Origin of the sequence: Clostridium ljungdahlii DSM 13528 (assembly GCF_000143685.1) — a bacterium.
GTDB classification, from domain to species: Bacteria; Bacillota; Clostridia; order Clostridiales; family Clostridiaceae; genus Clostridium_B; species Clostridium_B ljungdahlii.
This window is the reverse complement of record NC_014328.1, coordinates 4,565,041-4,586,037: the sequence shown is the minus strand read 5'-3', so window position 1 is coordinate 4,586,037 and position 20,997 is coordinate 4,565,041. Positions and strand designations below refer to the sequence as shown.

Sequence of the window (20,997 nt, the reverse complement as noted above, 5' to 3'; positions counted from 1 at the left end):
AATTAGGAGGGTTATAATTATGACAAAAAGAATTGAAGGAACAACACCAAAACAGGATGGATACAGAATGCCTGGAGAATTTGAAAAACATACAAGGACTTGGATGTTATGGCCAGAAAGACCAGATAACTGGAGAGATGGAGCAAAACCTGCACAGAAAGCATACGCTGAAGTAGCAAAAGCTATCAATAAGTTTGAACCAGTTACTATGTGTGTTTCTAAAGAACAATATGCAAATTGCCGTGAGCAATTACCATCAGAAATTAGAGTAGTTGAAATAGCAAGTAATGATTCTTGGATCCGTGATTGCGGTCCCTCTTTTGTAATTAATGATAAGGGTGGAATTAGAGGATGTGACTGGGAATTCAATGCATGGGGTGGCCTTGTAGATGGACTTTATTTCCCTTGGGACCAAGATGACTTAGTAGCACGTAAGGTATGTGAAATTGAAGGAATTGATACATACAGAACTACAGGTTTTGTATTAGAAGGAGGTTCAATCCATATAGATGGAGAAGGTACAGTAATAACAACTGAAATGTGTTTGTTAAGTGAAGGTCGTAACCCTCACATGAGTAAAGAAGAAATAGAAAAAAAGCTTTGCGATTACTTGAATTGTGAAAAAGTAATTTGGGTTAAAGATGGTATTGATCCAGAAGAAACTAATGGACACATTGATGATGTAGCTTGTTTCATACGCCCTGGAGAAGTAGCTTGTATTTATACAGACGATAAGAAAAATCCATTCTACGAAGAGGCACAGGCAGCATATAAAACTTTATGTGAAGCAACAGATGCAAAGGGACGTAAATTAAAGGTTCACAAATTGTGTTTACCAGAAAAACCAGTTACAATTTCAGGTGATTTTGCTATAGATGCCATTGAAGGAACTATGCCAAGAGAAGACGGAGACATTTGCATTGCTTCATATATGAATTTCTTAATTGTAAATGGTGGAGTTATTGTTCCTCAGTATGGAGATGAAAATGATGCATTAGCATTGAAACAGGTTCAAGCTATGTTCCCAGAACGTAAGGCAGTTGGAGTTAATACTCGAGAAGTAGTATATGGTGGAGGAAATATTCACTGCATTACACAACAACAGCCAGCAGTTTAAAATGTATTGAGAGTTTATGATACTAGAATCACAAATGTAGAGAAAATGTAAAATAGAATACCTTTTCAAATTGACCCAGTGGAATGATTTAAATTTAAAGTTTCACTGGGTATTAATTTAAAAAAGTACATGAAATGAACTTAGTCCGTTAAGGAGGAAGGTTTCGAGTTGAAGAATAAAATCATAACAAAAATAGTTTCTACTATAGTAGTTTGTTTTATTTTAGTTGCTATTATAGTAGGTGGTGTCAGCGTTATAAAATCAACGCAGGTAATTAAATCGGAAGCAATTGACAAGCTGTTGAATATAGCATCCAGTAAAGGAAATGAGTATTCTATACAACCTGCCAAAATGGAAAACACAGTTAGTGAATTGTCAAAAGCAATTCTGCAGAGTATGGATGTTTCAAAGATAAATGATACTAATTATATGAATGAATATGAAAATAATATAGGGCTACTAATGAAAAGCTTAGGTGAGAATAATAAAAATATAGTAGATTTATATATGAATTTTGATCCAGATTTTACAGGAGGACATGAAACTTATGATATAGGATATGAATATGACAATGTGAAAAATCAAGGTAATATTAAATTAAATTTATACACACTTGCAGACTATAAAAAGGGTGATAGTAAGATGTCCTGGTATTATGATCCTATTAAATCAAGGAAAGGACTATGGTCTAAGCCCTATGTTGATTCTTTAAGAAACATAAATGTGATATCATATACTGCACCTATATATCTTAATAATGTACTAGTAGGGGTAGTAGGAGCAGATATGTCTTTTGAGAGCCTAAAAAGCTTGATATTAAATACAAGAGTGTATGATACTGGCAGGGCATTTTTGTTAAGTAGCGACTATACTTTTATAGTTGATAAAAGCATAACATCTAAATATAATTTAGGTACTATGAATGGCGGAAAGTATAAAAGTGTAATAAGTAAAATAAAAAATAATAAGTCATCGGTTATTGAAATAAATTTTGAAGGGCAAAAAATGTTATTTGCATATTATACCGCATATAATGGGCAAATTGTAGGGCTTATTGTTCCTAATAAAGAAGTACTTAAGAGTTTAGATAATACAATATATACAATTTTAGGAGCTATTATAATAGGAATAATATTTTCAACAGTTGCTGCGTTATATATGGGAAAAAGAATATCTAAACCAATAGAAGTGGCAACTGATTTTATTACTAAAATGGCCAAGTTAGACTTAACAAAAAATGATTGTTCTAATTTAAATATTATAATATCTAATAAAAATGAAATAGGTATTATGGGAAACAGTTTGGAGCTACTTAGGAAGGAACTATTAGAAACAGTCCAAACGATAAAGCAACATTCCACAGAAATTGTACAATATTTGGATTGTATGGCTGTGTCTTCATCACAGACAACATCTTCTATTGCTGTTATTACGAAAACTATTAATGAACTAGCCAAAGGAACTAGAGAACAAGTAGATAAAATACAAAATAGCTTTTCCAAACTAAATTTACTTGCTAGTAATATAGAAAAATCCGTATTAAGTATTTCTAATCTTGGAAAGTATTCAGAAGAAATGAAAAAGATGCAGGCACAAGGTTGTGAATCTATTGAAGTACTTAATGAGAATTTAAACAAAAATGATAAGATCTCAAAAAATTTAGGCGGTAATATAGACAAGTTATGCAAAAAATCAAATTTGATAGGTGAAATTATGTCTACAATTAATTCTATTGCGGAGCAAACAAATCTTTTAGCTTTAAATGCGTCTATTGAGGCGTCTAGGGCTGGAGAAAGTGGTAAGGGGTTTGCAGTTGTTGCAGATGAAATTAAGAAACTTGCAGATAGTTCTCTTGATGAAACTCGTAAAATAGGCAAGATATTGAACGAGATACAAGAAGAAATAGCTTTAAATAAGGATAATATGGATGAAGCTAAAATTACTGGTAGGGAAGTGAATAAGTCAATGGTATTATGCATGAAATCATTTCAATTTATCGGTAAATCAATTTCTAATACTATGCTTCAAATTGAAGACTTAGAATGTACTATTAATGAGGTTAATGAAGGCAAAGATCATTTGATTAGGTCTAATGAAGAAATATCTGCAATAATAGAAAAGTCATCATCATCAACAGAAGAAGTTGCAGCAATAATGGAGGAGCAAGAATCAGCTGTTGAGAATATAGTTGAATCTATAGAGAAAATAAATACATTGGCAGTAACTTTAGATGGCATAGTTCAGAGGTTTAAAATTGTTTAAAAGATTAAATTCCCAGTTTTATAAAATTTTCAATGTAAAGCTAGGATGTAATTTGACAGAGAAAAATTACAGGTTTTAAATATAGAAACATCCACTTGTCTATTGTAGCAATATTTACAGTAGGCTAGGGATGTTTTTTTTGTGTCACAAAAAGTAATAATAAGAAATTAAATAGAACAAACTAGTATATGGACTTATACATGAGAGGTGTTTTGTTTGAAATATAAAAAGAACAAGATAATCCATTTTTTTATATTTGGAAGTATTTATTTAAATGTAGAAATAATTTCCAGAGCATGCTGTGGTGCATTAACAGGTTTTAGTGGTATCTGTAAATGGAGTTTATGCGGATGGACTTCCCTTTGGATGTTTCCTATAGGAGGATTATGTGCTGCATTAATTGGAAGTTTGAATGATAGACCTGAATATTATAATTTGAAAATGTGGCAGCAGGTTATAATGGGAGGTTCTTTAATTTGTATAGTGGAACTACTTACAGGAGTATTTTTTAACTTATATTTGCATTTCAATTTGTGGGACTATTCACAAGAGAAATTTAACTTTATGGGACAAATATGTTTAAAGAACAGTATTTACTGGTATGTATTAAGTATTGTAGTAATATGGTTTGATGATGTTTTATCTTACTATTTTTATGAAGGAGAAAAACCATCCAGCTTATTAAGTTACGTTGTAAAGTTAGTTAAGTTGCAATAAAATAAATTTATATATGATTTTTAACTTAGTGTATACAATAGTAGAAAAGAATTTTCGCTTTGTATATAATCAAAATTTCAAATTCTTCAATATATTTTTAGCATTTTTTATACATTTTTTAAATTGTGTAAGTTTAATTACTTTTTTTAGAATTTCTATTACTTCAGAGGAATATATCGGTTTAACAATGTAATATTCAATTCCAAGAGAATATGATTTGGCAATAACTTCTTTATCCTTTATTTGTGAAACTATGATGATTTCGCCGCTAAACAAATTAGTTAATTTGTACAATCTTTCAAGGCTGCGGTTAGCAGGCTTTGATAGTTCCATAATAAGTATATCTGCTTTTTCGTAATTCAACAAATGGTTGCCTTGAATAATTTTACCTAAGCCATTATTTTCAATAATTTCAGCTAATGGACAATAAACTTCTTTATTATTACTTACAATAAGAAAATTCATAGCATCACCTTTTATAGTACCATACTATAAAGTAGTTTAACCGCTACAGTTAAAGACATGGTAATAAAAATAGGCTTTATGAGTTTAGAACCTTTCATTAAAGCGATCCTTGTCCCAAGATTTGCACCTATTATCATGCATAGTGCGATGGGGATACCTATCTTATAATTAATTTCTCCCCTTATTGCAAATACGAGTACAGAAGCAACATTCCCTATAAAGTTCATTATTTTACAATTTCCGCTGGCTCTTACAAAATCAAATTTGTATATGCTTACAAGTCCGAAAATTAAGAAAGTACCTACACCAGCACCTAGAAAACCATCGTAAAATCCTAAAGATAAAGCAAGAATAATGCCTAAACATATATTCTTTGGTGATATATGCTTAAATTTATCTTCAAGTCCTATATTTTTAGAAAATAAGCTGTACAACCCTACAAATAGTAATAATATAAGCACTATTACATTAAGGTAATGTGATTTTATGCTAAGTACAACATTTGCCCCTAAAGTAGCCCCGATAAAACTAAAAGGAAGTAAATACTTTAGTATTTTAAAGTCTACCTTTTTAGATTGAGTAAATTTAATTGGACTGGATAATGTTGAGCAGCAAGAAGTAAATTTATTTGTACCTAATGCTAGGTGAGGAGGAATTCCCATTAGTAAAAAAGCTGGCAAACTTATTATTCCACCACCTCCAGATATAGAATCTACAACAGCTGAAAAAAAGCATATTATACATAAAAAAATTAGGTTGTTAGTCATTGATATCCCCCTAATATAAATAAATATTTTATGAATGTAATGTGGTTAAATTTTCATGTGTAATTATAACAAAGAAGATTACATACAAAAAATATATAAAAAGTATTACAATTATATTAATAAAATATAACTATAATTTGGGAAGTGATTATTTATATGGACATCAAACAGTTAAAATATTTTCTTGCAATTGCAAAAGAGAAAAATATAACGAAAGCTGCTGAAAAGCTATATATGGCTCAACCTCCACTTAGCTATCAATTGAAATTACTTGAGGAGGAGTTGGGTGTTAAGCTTATAGAGAGAAATACTCACAAAATACAATTAACAGATGTAGGCAAGAGATTACAATACCGTGCCCAGCAAATGTTAAAATTAATGGAAACTACTGAAAAAGAATTAAAAGATATAAATGAAGGTCTCCAAGGAACATTATCAATTGGTACAGTACCATCTTCAGGAGCAGCACTTTTACCAGATAGAATTCAGAAATTTTATAAAAAATATCCAGGCATTGATTTTCAAATATGGGATGGAGATACTCATAGAATATTAGATTTACTAAAGAGTGGAATAATAGAAATTGGAATTATACGAACACCATTTAATGGAGAAATTTTTGAATCTATATGTTTACCAAAGGAGTCAATGGTAGCTGCTAGTAGCAGTTTAAATTGGAATGAAAAACAGAATTATATGGAGATGACTGAGCTTGCAAATAAATCTCTAGTAATAGACAGGAGATTTGAAAATTTTATAGTTAAGGCATGCCGTAAGGAAGGATTTGAACCTAAAATTATTTGCAGAGGAGATGATGTCAGGTCAATATTATTGTGGGCAAGTACTGGAATAGGAACAGCTATTGTACCTGAGGCTGCTATTGGACTTATTCCCAATTCAAATTTGAATTATAAGAAAATTGAACTAGTTTCTGTAGAAACACAGACAGCTATAATATGGATGAAAAATCAATATTTGTCTTCAGCAGCCAGACACTTTTTAAAAACATTTAAGGTGTAAAATTATTTAATATTTTACTACTGTTAAAAGCATTTTGAATTTTTCTACAGCTTTTAGTCCATGAGGGATGTCAGAAGGCATTATTATAGTTTCACCTGATTTTAAAATAAAAACATTACCACCTATTGTAATTTCAGCTGTGCCATCTAGTATTTGAACCATAGCATCGCCAGAAGTCACATGCGTGCTTATACCTTCACCTTTGTCTAGTGAAAATAAAGTAATATTTGAAGTAGGAATTTGTGCTATAGTTTTGCTTATAACCTGACCTTCTTGATAAGAGATAAGATCTTTTAAATTAAGCACTTTTGAAAATTCTATGTTCCTCATTAAATTGTTCATAATGTTACCTCCTAGAAATTTTAATTATAGTATAAGCTTGTTTTTGGTAAAAATACGTACCATAAGATACCATATATAATAATTATTTTTTAAGGGATTATTAAGATTAATAGACTAAAATCATCTATAATCAATACTTATTTTGTTTCAAAATTAAACAATAATGAATATGGTAGGGATATAAGATGATTCTAAGTTTATTAGGTAGAAAAAAACAATTTATAAAATATGCTACTTCAGGAACTTTAAATACGATTATAACATTGGTTATTTATAATTTACTCATTAAGGTTAATGTTGATTATATAGTTTCAAACACTATGGCGTATATTTTTGGAGTTGCCAATGGATTTGTCTTAAATAAGATATGGGTATTTAAAGCTGATGGGAGAGTAAGTGCTTTACTTACGAAATTTGTTATTGTAAATTTAATTTCACTTATTTTTAGTACTGCAATTTTATTTTGTCTGATCAACAATTTATATATCAATGAAATATTAGCTCAGGTGATAGCAACTATTATTACTGGAATAGTTAACTATATATTAAATAAGTTATGGACATTTTCTTGAACATATATTAATATTTTGCTTCTTTATTAATAGATAGATAACTAAAAAAGGTTTTTGGAAAATCTAAAAACCTTTTTTATATAAAATATTATAGATCGTAAAATTTATTAAAGGATTCTAAGGCATACACATAATCTTTTATGCCACCTAATTCTCTTACAGAATGCATAGATAATATAGCTAAGCCCATGTCTAAGGACATCATGTTTATATGACTTGAAGATATTGGACCTATAGTTGAACCTCCTCTTTCATCTGACCGATTCACAAATACTTGAACAGGAACTCCAGCCTTGCAGCATATATTTTTATATATGGCACTGGATACAGCGTCTGTAGTATAGCTCTGGCTGGCACTTATTTTTATAATAGGGCCTTTATTTATAATAGGTCTGTTTACAGGATCAGATTTCTCTCCATAATTTGGATGCAGTGCGTGACCCAAATCACAGGATATTATAAATGATTTTGATATAGCTCTGTAAAAATCATCTTTGCTTTTACCAAGATTGAAAGCTATTCTTTCTAATATAGACAAGAGCATAGGTGAATTTGCACCTTGTTTTGTGGTGCTCCCTACTTCTTCATTGTCAAAGCATACCATTACATTTGTAGTATTTTTAATCTTGCTATTTGAAATTGCTTTTATTCCTGAATAAACCATGCTTAAATCGTCCAGTCTTCCTGAGGATATAAATTCCTGGTCAGCTCCTATTATGCTGCCTTTTTCAAATTCATATAGGAATAAGTCAAAATCCAATATGTCTTCTTCGGGTACTGAAAGTTCTTCGCTTATAATTTGAGTAAGGTAATGCCCCTGCTTGAATTTGTCATTTACTAGTGCTAAAAGAGGGAGCATATGCTTTTGTCTATTTAATTCAACACCTGAATTTATATTCCTATTCATATGTATTGCTAAGTTTGGTATTATCATGAGAGGTCTTTTTATGTTTAAAAGTTTTATTTCAGGATGAAAGGAGTCTTTACCTTTTAGAACAATCCTTCCTGCTAATGAAAGAGGTCTGTCCATCCATGTATTTAATATAGGGCCTCCATACACTTCTGTATTTAGCTTTACATAAGCACCTTCTACTTCTATGTCTGAATTTGGCTTTACTCTAAAGCTGGGTGAATCAGTATGGGCTCCTATTATTCTAAACCCCTCATTTTCAAGTTCACCTTTTCCAACTGTAAAAGCAATAAGGGCAGATTGATTTTTAGTTACAAAATATTTACCACATTTTTTTATTTTTAAAGCTTCTTCCTCTTTAATTTCTACAAATCCAAATTTTTTAAGTTCAGATATAGCATTTTTTACTGCATGAAAGGAAGTTGGACTTTCATAAATATAATTTATAAGTTCCTCTGCCTGTTCAATTTCATAATTTTTCATAATATCCTCCTTAAAATTCAATAGATAATTTATCTATGTTAGTTTGCCATTTTAAAATTTTTATTTAAATCAGAAAATTTATCTTTAAACTTTGATGATGTGTAAATTTTAGTATCTTTAGTAGTTACTTCACAAGATATACCAGGCATTTTGTTTACAAGGTTCACACCATCTTTGGGGCCTAATTCAAATACAAGAAGAGACATGATGTCGGCTATGGTATTACTATCAGAGATATTATTGTCAACTATAACAGTTACACTCATAACTCCATTATCTACAGGATATCCTGTTGAAGGATCAAGTATATGGTGATATCTTTTACCATTTTTTATAAAATATCTTTCATAATCACCTGAGGTAGATAATCCTTCGTTTGATAGTTTAACTGTACCTAACATATCATCACCTCTAGGGTTTTTAATTCCTATTCCCCAAGGGGAATTACTTTCATTTTTACCAACTGCATATATAGAACTTGAACCTAAATCTATAAAACCGTTTTTTATATTATATTTTTTGTAAATCTTTAATACTTCATCGGCAGCAAAACCTTTGGCAATTCCGCCTAAATCTAAGGCCATGCCGGGCTGTGTTAGCATAACACTCTTATTTTTTTCATCAACTTTAATCTTATCATATCCGACCAGTGGTAATTTAGATTTAATTTCTGAATCAGATGGTAGTCTTGCTTTGTCGGTACCTATTCCCCATAGATTTACTAGAGGACCTACTGTAATATCCCATTTATTACTTATTTTTGAATATTTTTGTGAGAGGTTTATCATTTTAATTATTTCAGGATGAACCTTTACATAATTTTTGCCTGAAGCATTGTTAATTTTCATAATATCGCTGCTATTTACAGTAGTACTTGCCATATCATTTAGTTGATACAATTTTTTAACACTTTCATCTACTGCTTTTTGAGCATTAGGCCCATAGGCTTTTAAATCCATTGGCGTATCCATCGTTATTATGTTTTTTTCATAAAGCTGATTATTAGAAGTATTATTGTAAGAACATGAACTAAGTAGTAAAATGAATGACAAACAAACTATTAGTTTTAAAACATGGAATTTTATCTGTGAACTGTATTTTTCACCATTTCGTAACATTTTACATCACCTCATATGTTATATTATATATGACTCATGTTTGTACATCAACTAAAGGAAAAGAGGTATAATTTATGTATATATAAATGTAATGTATATATAAAAATAGGAGAATAAAAATATGAAAAAGAAAAATAAATTTTTATTGATATTAAGCATAATTGGTCCTGGATTAATTACAGTAAATGCTGGAAATGATGCAGGAGGTATTACTACTTATGCGACTGTTGGAGCATCCTATGGTTACAACATGCTTTGGGGATTGTTATTAATAACATTTAGCTTGTCTGTTATACAGGAAATGAATGCTAGAATGGCTGTTGTGACAGGAAAGGGACTTTCTGATTTAATCAGAGAAAATTTTAGCGTTAAGCTTGCTTTTTTTGCAATGATAATTTTATTTGTTGCTAATTTTGGTGTTTGTGTAGGTGATTTTGCTGGTATAGCTGCTAGCATGGATATGTTTGGAATAAATAAATATATTTCTGTTCCTATAATGGCGTTTGTTGTTTGGTTTCTTATTACAAAAGGGTCTTATTCAAATATAGAAAAGATATTTTTAGCTTTTACATTTGTGTTTTTTTCTTATATAATAACTTGTTTTATAGAAAAACCAGATTGGAATCATGTAATAAGAGCAACTTTTACTCCTACTTTAAAATTTGACAGTGGATTTATTTTGGCATTTATAGGAATGATAGGTACTACAATTACACCATATATGCAGTTTTATCTTCAATCTTCTGTAGTAGATAAGGGATTGCAAATAAAAGACTATAAATATGAAAAATTAGATGTATATTTAGGTTCCATTTGGGGAAATTTGGTTGCATTTTTTATAATAATATGTACTGCTGTTACCTTATACAAAGCAGGAATAAAAATAGATAGTGCCAGCCAAGCTGCACAGGCACTTAAGCCGCTAGCAGGAAACTATGCGTCGATCCTCTTTGGAGTTGGACTTTTCGGAGCATCTGTGCTTGCATGTATGGTTATTCCATTGTCTACTTCATATGCAATATGCGAGTGCTTTGGACTTGAAAGCGGATTAGATCATAAGTATAAGGAATCACCTGCTTTTTATGGTATTTTTACTTTTATGATAATATTTAGTTCAATAATAGTATTGATACCTAATGTATCATTAGTAGGGGTTATGCTTATTACCCAACAGCTTGCAGGAATTTTATGTCCTATTATATTAATATTTATGGTATTACTTACTAATAACAAAGAACTTATGGGTGAGTATGTTAACAATGGATTACAAAATATTATTATATGGGTAACAGTAATATTTATAATTGTTCTTTCAGTAATTCTTTTTGTTTCACCTTTTATTAAAATTTAGTATATATAAAAAATTAGAAATAAAAAATCAACGGTAAAAATTGCAGCCGCTGATTTTTTTAGGTCAATTTTCATCATCCCATGCCATTTTAGCTAGTGGAAATGGTTTTAAAGCTCTATCTAGTATACCTTGGACATATGCAATAAGTATGCCATAGTTTACAATAGGGACATTAAGCTCTTTTGCAGTATTTATTCTATAAAGCATTGCGGCTCTATTTAACATGCAAGCACCGCAGTGAACTACTAAGGCATATTTCTTTATTTCTTCTGTAAAAGAAACGCCAGATGAAAATTCGAAATCTATTTTTTTACCGGTAATTTGTCGTATCCATCTAGGAATTTTTACTTTACCTATATCATCAGATTGTCTATGGTGAGTGCAGCCTTCTGCAATAAGTACTTTGTCTCCATCTTCTAATTTTTTTACAGCTTTTACTCCTTTTATAAGTTCTACTAGGTCTCCTTTGCATCTTGCAAATAGGATGGAGAAGGAAGTCATCAATATATCTTTTGGGGTATCTGCTGCTACTTTTAAAAATGCCTGAGAATCTGTAACTACTATTTTAGGTTTTTTCCCTAGGTTTTGTAAGGTTTCTCTAAGTTCGAATTCTTTAGTTACCACTGCAGTAGCATCACTTTCCAGTATATCTCTTATGGTTTGCTGCTGAGGGAGAATAAGTCTTCCTTTAGGAGCTGCTTTATCTATTGGAGTTACAAGAACCACAAAGTCTCCAGGGTTTATTAAATCACCAATTACTTTAAATTTATCTTCACTTTGAGGTTGCGCAGCTATTATTTGATTTTTTAACTCAAGTATACCTTTTCTTTTAAGTGCAGATACTTTTACAATTGGTATTTTGAGTTCTTTTTTCATATGTTCTACATCTAAATCTTTTATATCAGCAGCATCGATTTTGTTTAAGACTCCTATAAGGGGAATTTTTTTATTTTTTATTTGATTTATTATAGACTCGTCATAATCTGTAATTCCAACAGTTGAATCTATTACAATTATTGATATGTCAGTTTTATTTAAAACACTTAATGTTTTTTCTTTTCTAAGTTCGCCGAGCTCGCCCTCATCATCAAGACCTGCGGTATCTATTATTACACAGGGGCCTATGGGAAGTATCTCCATAGATTTATAGACTGGATCTGTAGTAGTACCCCTTACATCTGATACAATGGCTATATCTTGTCCTGTTAAGGCGTTTATAATACTTGATTTGCCTGCATTCCTTTTGCCAAAGAGTGCTATATGTGTTCTTACTGAGCGAGGTGTTTCATTTAAACTCATAAGTAATCTCCTCCAATATTTATTTGCCAGGTATACCTGGTTTTGTCAGCTGATATGGATTTATTATTTCATCTATTTTTTCCTTAGGCAGTATTTTTTCTTCATATAGAATTTCTCTTATAGTTTTATGATTTTTTAAGGCTTTCTTTGCAAGCTCACTAGCTTTATCATAACCTATGTAATGTACTAATGCAGTTACCAGTGCTGTGGAATTTTCAAGATTTTTTTTACAATTTTCTTCATTTACTTTGATTCCGTTAATGCACTTTTCTCTAAATAGTGTAACTGTTCTTTCTAAAAGTTCTAGAGATTCAAGTAGACATTCTGCAATGAGAGGAGTGAATGCATTTAACTCCAATTGACCTGAACTGCTGGCCATAGTAATTGCTGTGTCGTTTGATATTACTCTCATACTTACTTGTGCCACCATTTCAGCTATGACTGGATTTACTTTTCCTGGCATAATAGTAGAACCTGCTTGTACCTTTGGAAGAATGATTTCTCCTATTCCTCCAAAAGGTCCTGAATTTAAAAGCCTTAAATCATTTGAGATTTTTAAAAGGTTGCAGGCTAGGGACTTTAAAAGTCCTGAGACCTCAACAAATACATCGCAATTTTGAGTAACATCCATAGGATAATCGGAACGGGCAATTCCAAGACCGGTTAAGTCTTGAAGTACATCGGTTATCTTATATATAAATTTATTAGTTGCATTAAGGCCTGTACCTATAGCGGTACCGCCTATGTTGATTTCCCTGAGTCTTTCTTCTACTTTATATATTCTCCATCTATCTCGAGCGATTGCTTTGGCGTAAGCCCCAAAACCTTGTCCTACCATCATGGGAAGCGCATCCATTAGCTGAGTTCTACCTAATTTCAATATATCTGAAAAATCGTTTTCTTTAACTTGAAGTTCTTCCTGAAGATCGGACAGGCAACTGCTTAGTTTTCTTATGCGTCGTATAGCTGCGATTCTAAGAGCAGTAGGATAAACGTCATTTGTGGATTGAGACATATTAACATCATTTAAAGGATGTACTAATGAATAGTTTCCCTTTTCGCCGCCAAGTATTTCTATAGCTCTATTTGCTATGACTTCATTTACATTCATATTTGTGGATGTGCCGGCTCCACCTTGAAATGCACTTAACTTAAATTGATTGTCAAATTTGCCGCCGATAACTTCTTCACTAGCTTTAATTATGGCATCGGCTTTTTCAATTTTAAGTTCTCCTAAATCTTTATTGACTAGGGCAGCTGCTTTTTTTATGAGTGCAATTTCTTTAACTAAATTTAAATTAATAGTTTTGTTCTGTAAATTAAAATTTTCTAAAGCTCTTTCAGTATTAATACCAAAATAGGAAGAGGCTTCAACTTCCTTTTCTCCAAGTAAATCTTTTTCTACTCTAAAGTTCACATTTTATCCCCCTTAAGTTAATAACTAAAATTTAACTTATTAATATTTTATAACAAAAAAGCTAAAAATAAAATAGAATGCAATTTTGAAGACAAACATAAAAATAAGCACTTAAATTTAATTAAGTACTTATTTTCAAGAGGTATAGAAGTATTAAGATTTACCAATCCCAGTCATCAAAATCAATTGGGAATACAATCGGGAATATGAATGGGGAATATGGCATTCTGTGTCTACGTCTACGTCTGTGTCTTCTTCTCCTTCTTCCATGTTGCCTGTATAGATCATCTCCTGATTCAGCAAAATCATCCTCTTCATCCATCATTTCTGGATTGTAGGGGCAGTTATATACAGGGCAGTAATAAGCAGGGGAAGAAGTATAAGTATCTTCATCAGCACGATCATAATACTGGATGTTTTCTTCTTTATCATTTGAGTTATTTTGACTGGTATTCATTTAATGCCTCCATAAGATTTACTATATTATCATAGTATGATGAAAGGAAAAACTTGTTACAGAAAATTTAACTATGGAGTTTTACGAATTTTATTATTATTTTAATAAAAATTATTCGTACTTTTCTGTTGACTGTAACATACAATTTTGATACCATATTGTAGGAGGGATGCTATTTGAAAGAAAAATATGATGTAATAATAGTTGGAGCTGGTCCTGCGGGAATATTTACTGCTTTAGAAGTTACAAAGCTTAACAAAAATCTAAGTGTACTTATAATTGATAAAGGCAGAAATATAGAGGATAGAAAGTGTCCGGCTAGGATAAATGGAAAGTGTGTAAATTGCAATCCATGTGGTATCACTTCTGGCTGGTCAGGTGCAGGAGCTTTTTCTGATGGAAAGCTTTCTTTAAGCCCAGAAGTCGGGGGTAGAATTTTAGAGTATTTTTCAGAAGATGAATGTAAAAGGTTAATAAAATATTGTGATGATATATATTTAAATTTTGGAGCTAACAAGGTTGTATATGGATTAAACAATGAAAATATAGATAAGATAAAATATGAAGCAAGCAAATATAATATTCGTCTTATACAGTGTCCTGTTAGGCACCTGGGAACAGAGTTAGCCTATGAAGTACTGAAAAAAATGTATTACCATCTTTTGAATAACACAAACACTGAATTTAGTGAACTTACTACAGTAGATGAGATATTGGTAGAAGGTGATAGTGTAATTGGAGTTTGTGTGGAGAACAAGGATGGTAAGAAAAAGGTTTTAGCAGATAATGTAGTAGTTGCTCCAGGCAGGGGTGGTGCAGAATGGTTTTCAAATCAATCCAAAAAGTTAAAATTAAGAACTACAAATAATGCTGTAGATATAGGTGTTCGAGTTGAAGTACCAAATTCAATAATGGATCATTTGACTAAAGACTTATATGAAGCCAAACTTGTATATTATTCTGATACTTTTGATAATAAGGTTAGAACTTTTTGCATGAATCCAGGTGGTGTAGTATCAGAAGAGCACTATGATGGCACCATAGCAGTTGTAAATGGGCATAGTTATGAAGAAAAAGAATTGAGAACAGAAAATACAAACTTTGCAATGCTCGTTTCTACATCCTTTACGGAGCCCTTCAACCAACCTATAACCTATGGTAAGTATATTGCAAAGCTTGGAAATATGCTTACTGGAAATGGCATAATGGTGCAAAGGCTGGGAGATTTATTAAATGGAAGAAGGACTGATTATTCAAGACTTAAAAAATCTACTACTATTCCAACTTTAAAATCAGCAGTGCCTGGAGACTTAAGTTATGTTTTGCCTCAGAGATATCTTACATCTATAGTCGAGGCACTAAAAGCTTTTAATAATGTTGCACCAGGACTTTATAGTAAAAATACACTTTTGTATGGAGTGGAGGTAAAATTCTATTCTAGTAAATTTGATACAAATGATAAGTTTGAAACTCCTATAAAGAATTTATATGCCATAGGAGATGGTGCAGGTATTACAAGAGGACTTATGCAGGCATCAGTAACAGGTGTAGTAGTTGGAAGAGACATAGTTAGCAAGTAATTGTAAATTATTATATATTATTTTGAAAGATTTGGGTTATACAAAAAAAGGGGAGGAAATTCTCATGTCAGCATTTATTGTTTTAGGATCCCAATGGGGTGATGAAGGAAAAGGAAAGATGACAGATTATCTTGCAAAAGGGGCAGATGTTGTTGTCAGATTTCAAGGTGGAAATAATGCAGGTCATACAGTTGAAGTAGGAGATAAGCAATATAAACTTCATCTTGTACCATCTGGAATATTGTATAAAGATAAGGTGAATGTAATTGGAAATGGAGTAGTGCTTGATCCAAAAGCATTATTTGAAGAAATGGATTATTTAAAAGACCTAGGAGTAGACATATCACCTGAAAATTTAATAATAAGTGATAGAGCCCAACTTATTATGCCGTACCATAAGATATTAGACGGTATAAAAGAGAGAGCAAGAGGTAAAAAAGATATAGGAACTACAGGAAAAGGAATTGGACCGTGCTATACGGATAAAATGGAAAGAAGCGGCATAAGGGTTTGTGACCTTATGCACCAGAACATATTTGAAGAAAACCTAAAAGAAAATTTAAAAATAAAGAATGACATAATAACTAAGGTTTATGGAGAAAAGGCTCTTGACTTTGATACTATATACAATGAATATATTGATTATGCAAAGAAATTAGCCCCTTATGTTAAAGATATATCTGTAGAAGTATATAATAGTATAAAAGGTGGAAAAAAGGTATTATTTGAAGGTGCACAGGGTACTTTGCTAGATATAGATTATGGAACTTATCCTTATGTTACATCTTCAAGCACTATTGCTGGTGGAGTATGTATTGGTTCAGGAATAGGACCTACTATGATAACAGGAGCAGTAGGTATTGCAAAGGCGTATACTACAAGAGTAGGAAAAGGACCTTTCCCTACAGAGCTTTTTGACAAAACAGGAGAATGGATTAGGGAAAATGGTCATGAATATGGAGTTACTACAGGAAGAGCTAGAAGATGTGGATGGCTAGATCTAGTAATACTTAAGACTAGCAGCAGAGTTTCTGGACTTACAAGCTTTGCTATTACAAAAATAGATACTTTAGCAGGACTTGAAAGGGTAAAAGCATGTGTAGGATATAAATTTAATGGAAAAGTTATAGACTACGTACCTGCAAGTTTAGAAGATTTAGCTAAATGTGAACCTGTATATGAAGAATTTGAAGGTTGGGGCAGGGAAATAGAAAATGCCAAAACTTATGACGAGTTACCACAGAATGCTAAAAAATATTTAAATAGAATAGAAGAATTTACGGGAACAAAAGTATCTATAGTATCTGTTGGACCAAGAAGAGATCAGACAATAGATGTAAGTGAAATATAAACAGAGTTCTTGGCATCATATGGAGTTTTGGCTCCACCTGATGCTTATTAACAGGCTTCTTAGTGCTTCAGCACTTAGAAGGCGTTATCCTTTAGGGAAAATCGTTATCCAGGGACGTAGCTGCTCTTTACTCCTACTTGGAGAAGAAGGAGGATTAGAGCAGGTAGTCATCGGATAAATTAAATTTATCACCCTTAAATAAATTTATTAAATTAAGTTTATTTAAGGGTGAATTTTTTATCTTTAGCAATTTTATTCTACAGAAAAAATGAAAATTATATTATAATATAGATGTGATCAAAATGCATAAGGTGAGGAGGGTAAATAAAATTGGGAAAGTTAGTTACTGAAAAAGAATACGAGGTCCAATACTATGAAATAGATTTTAGAAAGAAGTTGCTTGTAACAAGTCTTATGAATTATTTTGAAGATGTATCTACAAAACAATCAGAAGACATAGGAGGAGGACTTGATTACTTAAAACGAAAAGGGGTAGCTTGGGTACTATATAAATGGGATATACATATTGATAGGCATCCTAATTATGGTGAAAAAATAGCAGTTCAAACTAAAGCATATTCCTTTAGAAAGTTCTATGGATATAGGACCTTTAAGGCTTTAGATGATAAGGGAAATGTCATTGCATCAGCCAATTCAATATGGCTTCTTATAGATAAGGAAAAACGTAAAGTAATCAGGATAACTGAAGATATGTATAAAATGTATGGTGTAGCTGAAAATGAGATAAAACCGTTGATCATTAAAAAGATAAAGTTACCAGAACAGTTTGACATAGAAAAAAGTTTTAATGTAAGATACAGTGATATAGATACCAACAGGCATGTCAATAATGTTAAGTATGTAGACTGGATTGTGGAAACTATACCTCTTGATATAGTGCTTAATTTTACTATAAAAAATCTAAATATAACTTATGAAAAAGAGGCATTATATGGAGAAAAAATAAAAATATATACTAAACTGCAAAAGAAACAAAATAGTTATATATCTCTGCATAAGATAGTAGATCAAGAGGAAAAGGAATTATCAGTAATAGAAGCGGTTTGGGATAAAAATGAAGAATAAAAAGCAGAGAGAAAGGCTGATGAATTATGTTTCAGCAGCACTTTTCCCTGCAGTAAATCCTGAACTCCAGGCCCATTGTAAATTAAAACCACCACAGTCACCATCCACATCCAAAATCTCTCCTGCAAGATATAAATTTTTTATTTTTTTTGATTCTAAAGTAATGCTATTTACTTGAGAGGTGTCGACTCCTCCGCAGGTAACTTGAGAATTTTTGAAGGAATTAGTATCATATACTGTAAATTGCCAGGATTTGAGCAAGCGACATATATTCTTTTTTTCCTGCCAGTTTAATTCACTACATGGTTTGTGAATATCTTCAACGGATGATTCCTTTAAAAGTATAGGTATGATTTTTTTATTTATCACTCCTATGAAGGAGTCGAATATACTTCTGTAACCAAAAGTTCCCCAACGATTTTCTAAGAATTCTATTAAATCCTTTTCTTCAAAATCTGGAAGCATGTCAATTTTGATCTTAACGGACTTTTTACTAAATAAATTACAGGAGGCTATACGACTTATATCAAGTATAGGTGGCCCTGATATTCCATAGTCTGTAAATAATATTTCTCCATATTCCCTTTTTTGTATTATATTATCCACAATTATATATACATACCCATTGAATTTTACTCCCGATAAGGCTTTTAAATGATTATAGCTTAATTTCAACTGTACAAGGCCAGGAAGGGGAGGTATTATACTGTGGCCAAGGTTTTTACATAGAGTAAATCCCGAACCGTCAGATCCTGTATTAGGGGCAGATTTGCCACCTGTACATAATATTAGTTTATTACATTCGTAAATTTCATCATTACAGTATATTTTAAAGGATTTTTTATTAAAGGCTATATTACTGACTTTTGAATTTAAATAAACAGGTATATTTCGATCTTCAATAGCCATTTTTAATATATCTAGTACGGAAGATGATTGAAGAGAAAGGGGATACATCCTTCCATTTTCCAAGGTTGTAATCGGAAGACCTAGTGAATTAAAAAAGTTTATTGTGTCGTCAAGGGAAAAACTATTTAAGACACTTTCAAAAAAATGAGTATTTTTACTGTGATATCTGCAAAAATCTATATTTTTATTAGTTATATTACATCTACCATTTCCAGTTGATAATATTTTATTACCTATTCTACTTTTAGATTCTAAAATTGCTACGTCTTTTCCTCTGTCTTTTACTGTAATTGCAGCCATGATACCAGAAGCACCTGCACCAATTACTATGATTTCATGAAACATGTAGATACATCTCCTATTTAAAAAAATTCATTTATAGCTATATTTTAACTTACTTGTACTTTTTTTAATACAGTTTGCAAAAAAATATATATTTAACTGCAGTTTGTAATATAATAAAAACAACATTATAAACATGAACGAAGTAAAAATTCGTTTCTATAACCTTATATATTATATATTTTGTAAAAAGGAGTGTTGTCCAAATGGAAGCTGCTAATTTTCTATACTATAAGAACTGGGTAGTAGTTGGTGATGTGTCTAATGAAGAAAAATATGCTTTTAAAATATTAAGTTCTCTTAAGGGTGCAATGTATAATGCAGAGGGAGTGAATCCTAGAGATGCTAGCGGAAAGGTATACAAATCTTTAAGTGAAATACCTTTTAAAGTAGATGTACTTGATTTATGCATAAATCCTAAAACTGGTATTGATATAGTTAAAAAGGCTTTTGAGATTGGTATAGACAAAATATTAATACAGCCAGGTGCAGAAAGTGAGGAAATATTAAATTTCTGCAGTAATAATGGAATTTCTGCAGTAAAAGGATGCGCACTTGTAGAACTTACGAAAAAACATAAAGCTTAGGAGGTTTTTTATGCTTAAAATATATGCAGTTTCTGACTCTATAGGTGAGACTGCAGAACTTGTTGCTAAAGGTGCTGCTAGCCAATTTTATTCAGAGATAGAAGTACATAGGGTACCTTATATAAAGAGTTATGAGGATGTAAATGAATTTATAAATGGGTTAGAAAGCAAAGAAAATATCATGGTTATATCTACAATAGTCCTTGTAGAAGTAAGAGAATTTCTGGTTCAAAGGTGTGTAGAATGTGGTATTCCTATAAATAATATTTTAGGACCTTGTATAAGTATGGTATCAAGGATACTAAATAAAATACCTGAATATAGGCCAGGTGCTGTATGGGAAATAGATTCTGAGTATTATAAAAAGGTAGAGGCAGTAGAGTTTGCCATAAAGTATGATGATAGCAAGGATAATTCAGGAATAAAATATGCGGATGTTGTTCTTTTAGGCCTTTCTAGAACTTCTAAAACGCCACTTTGTATGTACCTTGCAAATAAGGGAATAAAAGCTTTGAACATACCGCTTATGCCGGAAGTACCTGTGCCAGAGGAGTTGTTTGAGATTGATAGAAAAAAGATTGTAGCCCTTACTATAGATCCAGTCCACTTAATCGAAGTAAGAAAACATAGAATAGATAGATACAATACTATATCTAATAGGTTTAAGTATGCAAATGAAGAAAGGGTTCTTCAGGAATTAGAATTTTCAGATAAGCTTATAAGAAGATTAAGGTGTAAGGTAATAGATGTGACAAAAAGGGCAATAGAGGATACAGCATTAATTGTAATGGAATATATAGGATACATGGAATCAAAAGGTTATTAAAGTACAAATTTTATTATAA

At 31.3% G+C, this 20,997-nt stretch carries 20 protein-coding genes; 11 read left to right on the top strand and 9 right to left on the bottom strand.

Annotated elements, in window-relative coordinates; translation table 11 throughout:
* The first annotated feature begins 19 nt into the window (after positions 1–19).
* From aguA to CLJU_RS20925, 3 genes are all read left to right on the top strand, one after another.
* Entirely contained in the window at positions 20–1,117 is a 1,098-nt protein-coding gene (aguA, locus tag CLJU_RS20935; RefSeq protein WP_013240813.1) for an agmatine deiminase, read from the top strand.
* Between the two features lie 168 nt (positions 1,118–1,285).
* Positions 1,286–3,379 (top strand): methyl-accepting chemotaxis protein, encoded by a 2,094-nt coding sequence (locus CLJU_RS20930; protein ID WP_013240812.1) that lies wholly within the window; start codon positions 1,286–1,288, stop codon positions 3,377–3,379.
* Between the two features lie 216 nt (positions 3,380–3,595).
* On the top strand, positions 3,596–4,096 hold the full coding sequence (locus tag CLJU_RS20925; protein WP_013240811.1) for a putative ABC transporter permease: 501 nt from the start codon (positions 3,596–3,598) through the stop codon (positions 4,094–4,096).
* A gap of 69 nt (positions 4,097–4,165) precedes the next feature.
* On the opposite strand, the gene CLJU_RS20920 is transcribed toward CLJU_RS20925, so the two are convergent.
* Positions 4,166–4,561, bottom strand: a complete 396-nt coding sequence (locus CLJU_RS20920) for a response regulator (protein ID WP_013240810.1) — start codon at positions 4,559–4,561, stop codon at positions 4,166–4,168.
* Positions 4,562–4,572: 11 nt separating this feature from the next.
* Positions 4,573–5,328: a sulfite exporter TauE/SafE family protein gene (locus CLJU_RS20915; RefSeq protein ID WP_013240809.1), complete on the bottom strand. Its 756-nt coding sequence runs from the start codon at positions 5,326–5,328 to the stop codon at positions 4,573–4,575.
* A 156-nt stretch (positions 5,329–5,484) separates the two neighbouring features.
* Between CLJU_RS20915 and CLJU_RS20910 the strand changes: the two genes are divergently transcribed.
* Entirely contained in the window at positions 5,485–6,348 is an 864-nt protein-coding gene (locus CLJU_RS20910; protein WP_013240808.1) for a LysR family transcriptional regulator, read from the top strand.
* 6 nt (positions 6,349–6,354) lie between these two features.
* Here CLJU_RS20910 and CLJU_RS20905 read toward each other — a convergent pair whose 3' ends face one another.
* Positions 6,355–6,690 carry a cupin domain-containing protein gene (locus CLJU_RS20905; protein WP_013240807.1) on the bottom strand — a complete coding sequence of 112 codons (336 nt, stop codon included), beginning with the start codon at positions 6,688–6,690 and terminating at the stop codon, positions 6,355–6,357.
* Positions 6,691–6,875: 185 nt separating this feature from the next.
* Between CLJU_RS20905 and CLJU_RS20900 the strand changes: the two genes are divergently transcribed.
* Positions 6,876–7,262, top strand: coding sequence for a GtrA family protein (locus tag CLJU_RS20900; protein WP_013240806.1), 387 nt, complete (start codon positions 6,876–6,878; stop codon positions 7,260–7,262).
* Positions 7,263–7,350: 88 nt separating this feature from the next.
* On the opposite strand, the gene CLJU_RS20895 is transcribed toward CLJU_RS20900, so the two are convergent.
* Positions 7,351–8,655 (bottom strand): M18 family aminopeptidase, encoded by a 1,305-nt coding sequence (locus CLJU_RS20895; RefSeq protein WP_013240805.1) that lies wholly within the window; start codon positions 8,653–8,655, stop codon positions 7,351–7,353.
* Positions 8,656–8,693: 38 nt separating this feature from the next.
* Positions 8,694–9,773: an FAD:protein FMN transferase gene (locus tag CLJU_RS20890; protein WP_013240804.1), complete on the bottom strand. Its 1,080-nt coding sequence runs from the start codon at positions 9,771–9,773 to the stop codon at positions 8,694–8,696.
* A 121-nt stretch (positions 9,774–9,894) separates the two neighbouring features.
* Here CLJU_RS20890 and CLJU_RS20885 point away from each other — a divergent pair, with 121 nt between their 5' ends.
* Positions 9,895–11,124 (top strand): Nramp family divalent metal transporter, encoded by a 1,230-nt coding sequence (locus CLJU_RS20885; protein ID WP_013240803.1) that lies wholly within the window; start codon positions 9,895–9,897, stop codon positions 11,122–11,124.
* Positions 11,125–11,187: 63 nt separating this feature from the next.
* Here CLJU_RS20885 and hydF read toward each other — a convergent pair whose 3' ends face one another.
* The 3 genes from hydF to CLJU_RS20870 all read right to left on the bottom strand — a co-directional run bounded on the left by hydF (position 11,188) and on the right by CLJU_RS20870 (position 14,297).
* Positions 11,188–12,423, bottom strand: coding sequence for a [FeFe] hydrogenase H-cluster maturation GTPase HydF (hydF, locus tag CLJU_RS20880; protein WP_013240802.1), 1,236 nt, complete (start codon positions 12,421–12,423; stop codon positions 11,188–11,190).
* 19 nt (positions 12,424–12,442) lie between these two features.
* Entirely contained in the window at positions 12,443–13,840 is a 1,398-nt protein-coding gene (locus CLJU_RS20875; protein WP_013240801.1) for an aspartate ammonia-lyase, read from the bottom strand.
* A 160-nt stretch (positions 13,841–14,000) separates the two neighbouring features.
* Positions 14,001–14,297: a hypothetical protein gene (locus CLJU_RS20870; RefSeq protein ID WP_023162498.1), complete on the bottom strand. Its 297-nt coding sequence runs from the start codon at positions 14,295–14,297 to the stop codon at positions 14,001–14,003.
* A gap of 176 nt (positions 14,298–14,473) precedes the next feature.
* Here CLJU_RS20870 and CLJU_RS20865 point away from each other — a divergent pair, with 176 nt between their 5' ends.
* The 3 genes from CLJU_RS20865 (at position 14,474) to CLJU_RS20855 (ending at position 18,314) form a co-directional block, all read left to right on the top strand.
* Complete coding sequence (locus CLJU_RS20865; protein ID WP_013240800.1) at positions 14,474–15,877, top strand: NAD(P)/FAD-dependent oxidoreductase; 1,404 nt, start codon at positions 14,474–14,476, stop codon at positions 15,875–15,877.
* A gap of 64 nt (positions 15,878–15,941) precedes the next feature.
* Entirely contained in the window at positions 15,942–17,228 is a 1,287-nt protein-coding gene (locus tag CLJU_RS20860; RefSeq protein ID WP_013240799.1) for an adenylosuccinate synthase, read from the top strand.
* 330 nt (positions 17,229–17,558) lie between these two features.
* Positions 17,559–18,314 carry an acyl-[acyl-carrier-protein] thioesterase gene (locus tag CLJU_RS20855; RefSeq protein ID WP_013240798.1) on the top strand — a complete coding sequence of 252 codons (756 nt, stop codon included), beginning with the start codon at positions 17,559–17,561 and terminating at the stop codon, positions 18,312–18,314.
* 24 nt (positions 18,315–18,338) lie between these two features.
* Here CLJU_RS20855 and CLJU_RS20850 read toward each other — a convergent pair whose 3' ends face one another.
* The gene (locus CLJU_RS20850; protein WP_013240797.1) at positions 18,339–19,568 is read right to left on the bottom strand and encodes a BaiN/RdsA family NAD(P)/FAD-dependent oxidoreductase; all 1,230 of its coding nucleotides are present in this window, start codon (positions 19,566–19,568) and stop codon (positions 18,339–18,341) included.
* 203 nt (positions 19,569–19,771) lie between these two features.
* On the opposite strand from CLJU_RS20850, the gene CLJU_RS20845 reads away from it, so the two are divergent.
* Complete coding sequence (locus tag CLJU_RS20845; protein ID WP_013240796.1) at positions 19,772–20,152, top strand: CoA-binding protein; 381 nt, start codon at positions 19,772–19,774, stop codon at positions 20,150–20,152.
* A 10-nt stretch (positions 20,153–20,162) separates the two neighbouring features.
* Positions 20,163–20,978, top strand: a complete 816-nt coding sequence (locus CLJU_RS20840) for a pyruvate, water dikinase regulatory protein (RefSeq protein ID WP_013240795.1) — start codon at positions 20,163–20,165, stop codon at positions 20,976–20,978.
* The last annotated feature ends 19 nt before the right edge of the window (positions 20,979–20,997 follow it).

What these genes read in the sequence shown, in the direction of transcription:
- aguA (WP_013240813.1), top strand. Translation starts at nt 20, where the DNA reads ATGACAAAAAGAATTGAAGGAACAACACCAAAACAGGATGGATACAGA.
- CLJU_RS20920 (WP_013240810.1), bottom strand. Translation starts at nt 4,561, where the DNA reads ATGAATTTTCTTATTGTAAGTAATAATAAAGAAGTTTATTGTCCATTA.
- CLJU_RS20915 (WP_013240809.1), bottom strand. Translation starts at nt 5,328, where the DNA reads ATGACTAACAACCTAATTTTTTTATGTATAATATGCTTTTTTTCAGCT.
- CLJU_RS20910 (WP_013240808.1), top strand. Translation starts at nt 5,485, where the DNA reads ATGGACATCAAACAGTTAAAATATTTTCTTGCAATTGCAAAAGAGAAA.
- CLJU_RS20905 (WP_013240807.1), bottom strand. Translation starts at nt 6,690, where the DNA reads ATGAACAATTTAATGAGGAACATAGAATTTTCAAAAGTGCTTAATTTA.
- CLJU_RS20900 (WP_013240806.1), top strand. Translation starts at nt 6,876, where the DNA reads ATGATTCTAAGTTTATTAGGTAGAAAAAAACAATTTATAAAATATGCT.
- CLJU_RS20895 (WP_013240805.1), bottom strand. Translation starts at nt 8,655, where the DNA reads ATGAAAAATTATGAAATTGAACAGGCAGAGGAACTTATAAATTATATT.
- CLJU_RS20890 (WP_013240804.1), bottom strand. Translation starts at nt 9,773, where the DNA reads ATGTTACGAAATGGTGAAAAATACAGTTCACAGATAAAATTCCATGTT.
- CLJU_RS20885 (WP_013240803.1), top strand. Translation starts at nt 9,895, where the DNA reads ATGAAAAAGAAAAATAAATTTTTATTGATATTAAGCATAATTGGTCCT.
- hydF (WP_013240802.1), bottom strand. Translation starts at nt 12,423, where the DNA reads ATGAGTTTAAATGAAACACCTCGCTCAGTAAGAACACATATAGCACTC.
- CLJU_RS20870 (WP_023162498.1), bottom strand. Translation starts at nt 14,297, where the DNA reads ATGAATACCAGTCAAAATAACTCAAATGATAAAGAAGAAAACATCCAG.
- CLJU_RS20860 (WP_013240799.1), top strand. Translation starts at nt 15,942, where the DNA reads ATGTCAGCATTTATTGTTTTAGGATCCCAATGGGGTGATGAAGGAAAA.
- CLJU_RS20850 (WP_013240797.1), bottom strand. Translation starts at nt 19,568, where the DNA reads ATGTTTCATGAAATCATAGTAATTGGTGCAGGTGCTTCTGGTATCATG.
- CLJU_RS20845 (WP_013240796.1), top strand. Translation starts at nt 19,772, where the DNA reads ATGGAAGCTGCTAATTTTCTATACTATAAGAACTGGGTAGTAGTTGGT.
- CLJU_RS20840 (WP_013240795.1), top strand. Translation starts at nt 20,163, where the DNA reads ATGCTTAAAATATATGCAGTTTCTGACTCTATAGGTGAGACTGCAGAA.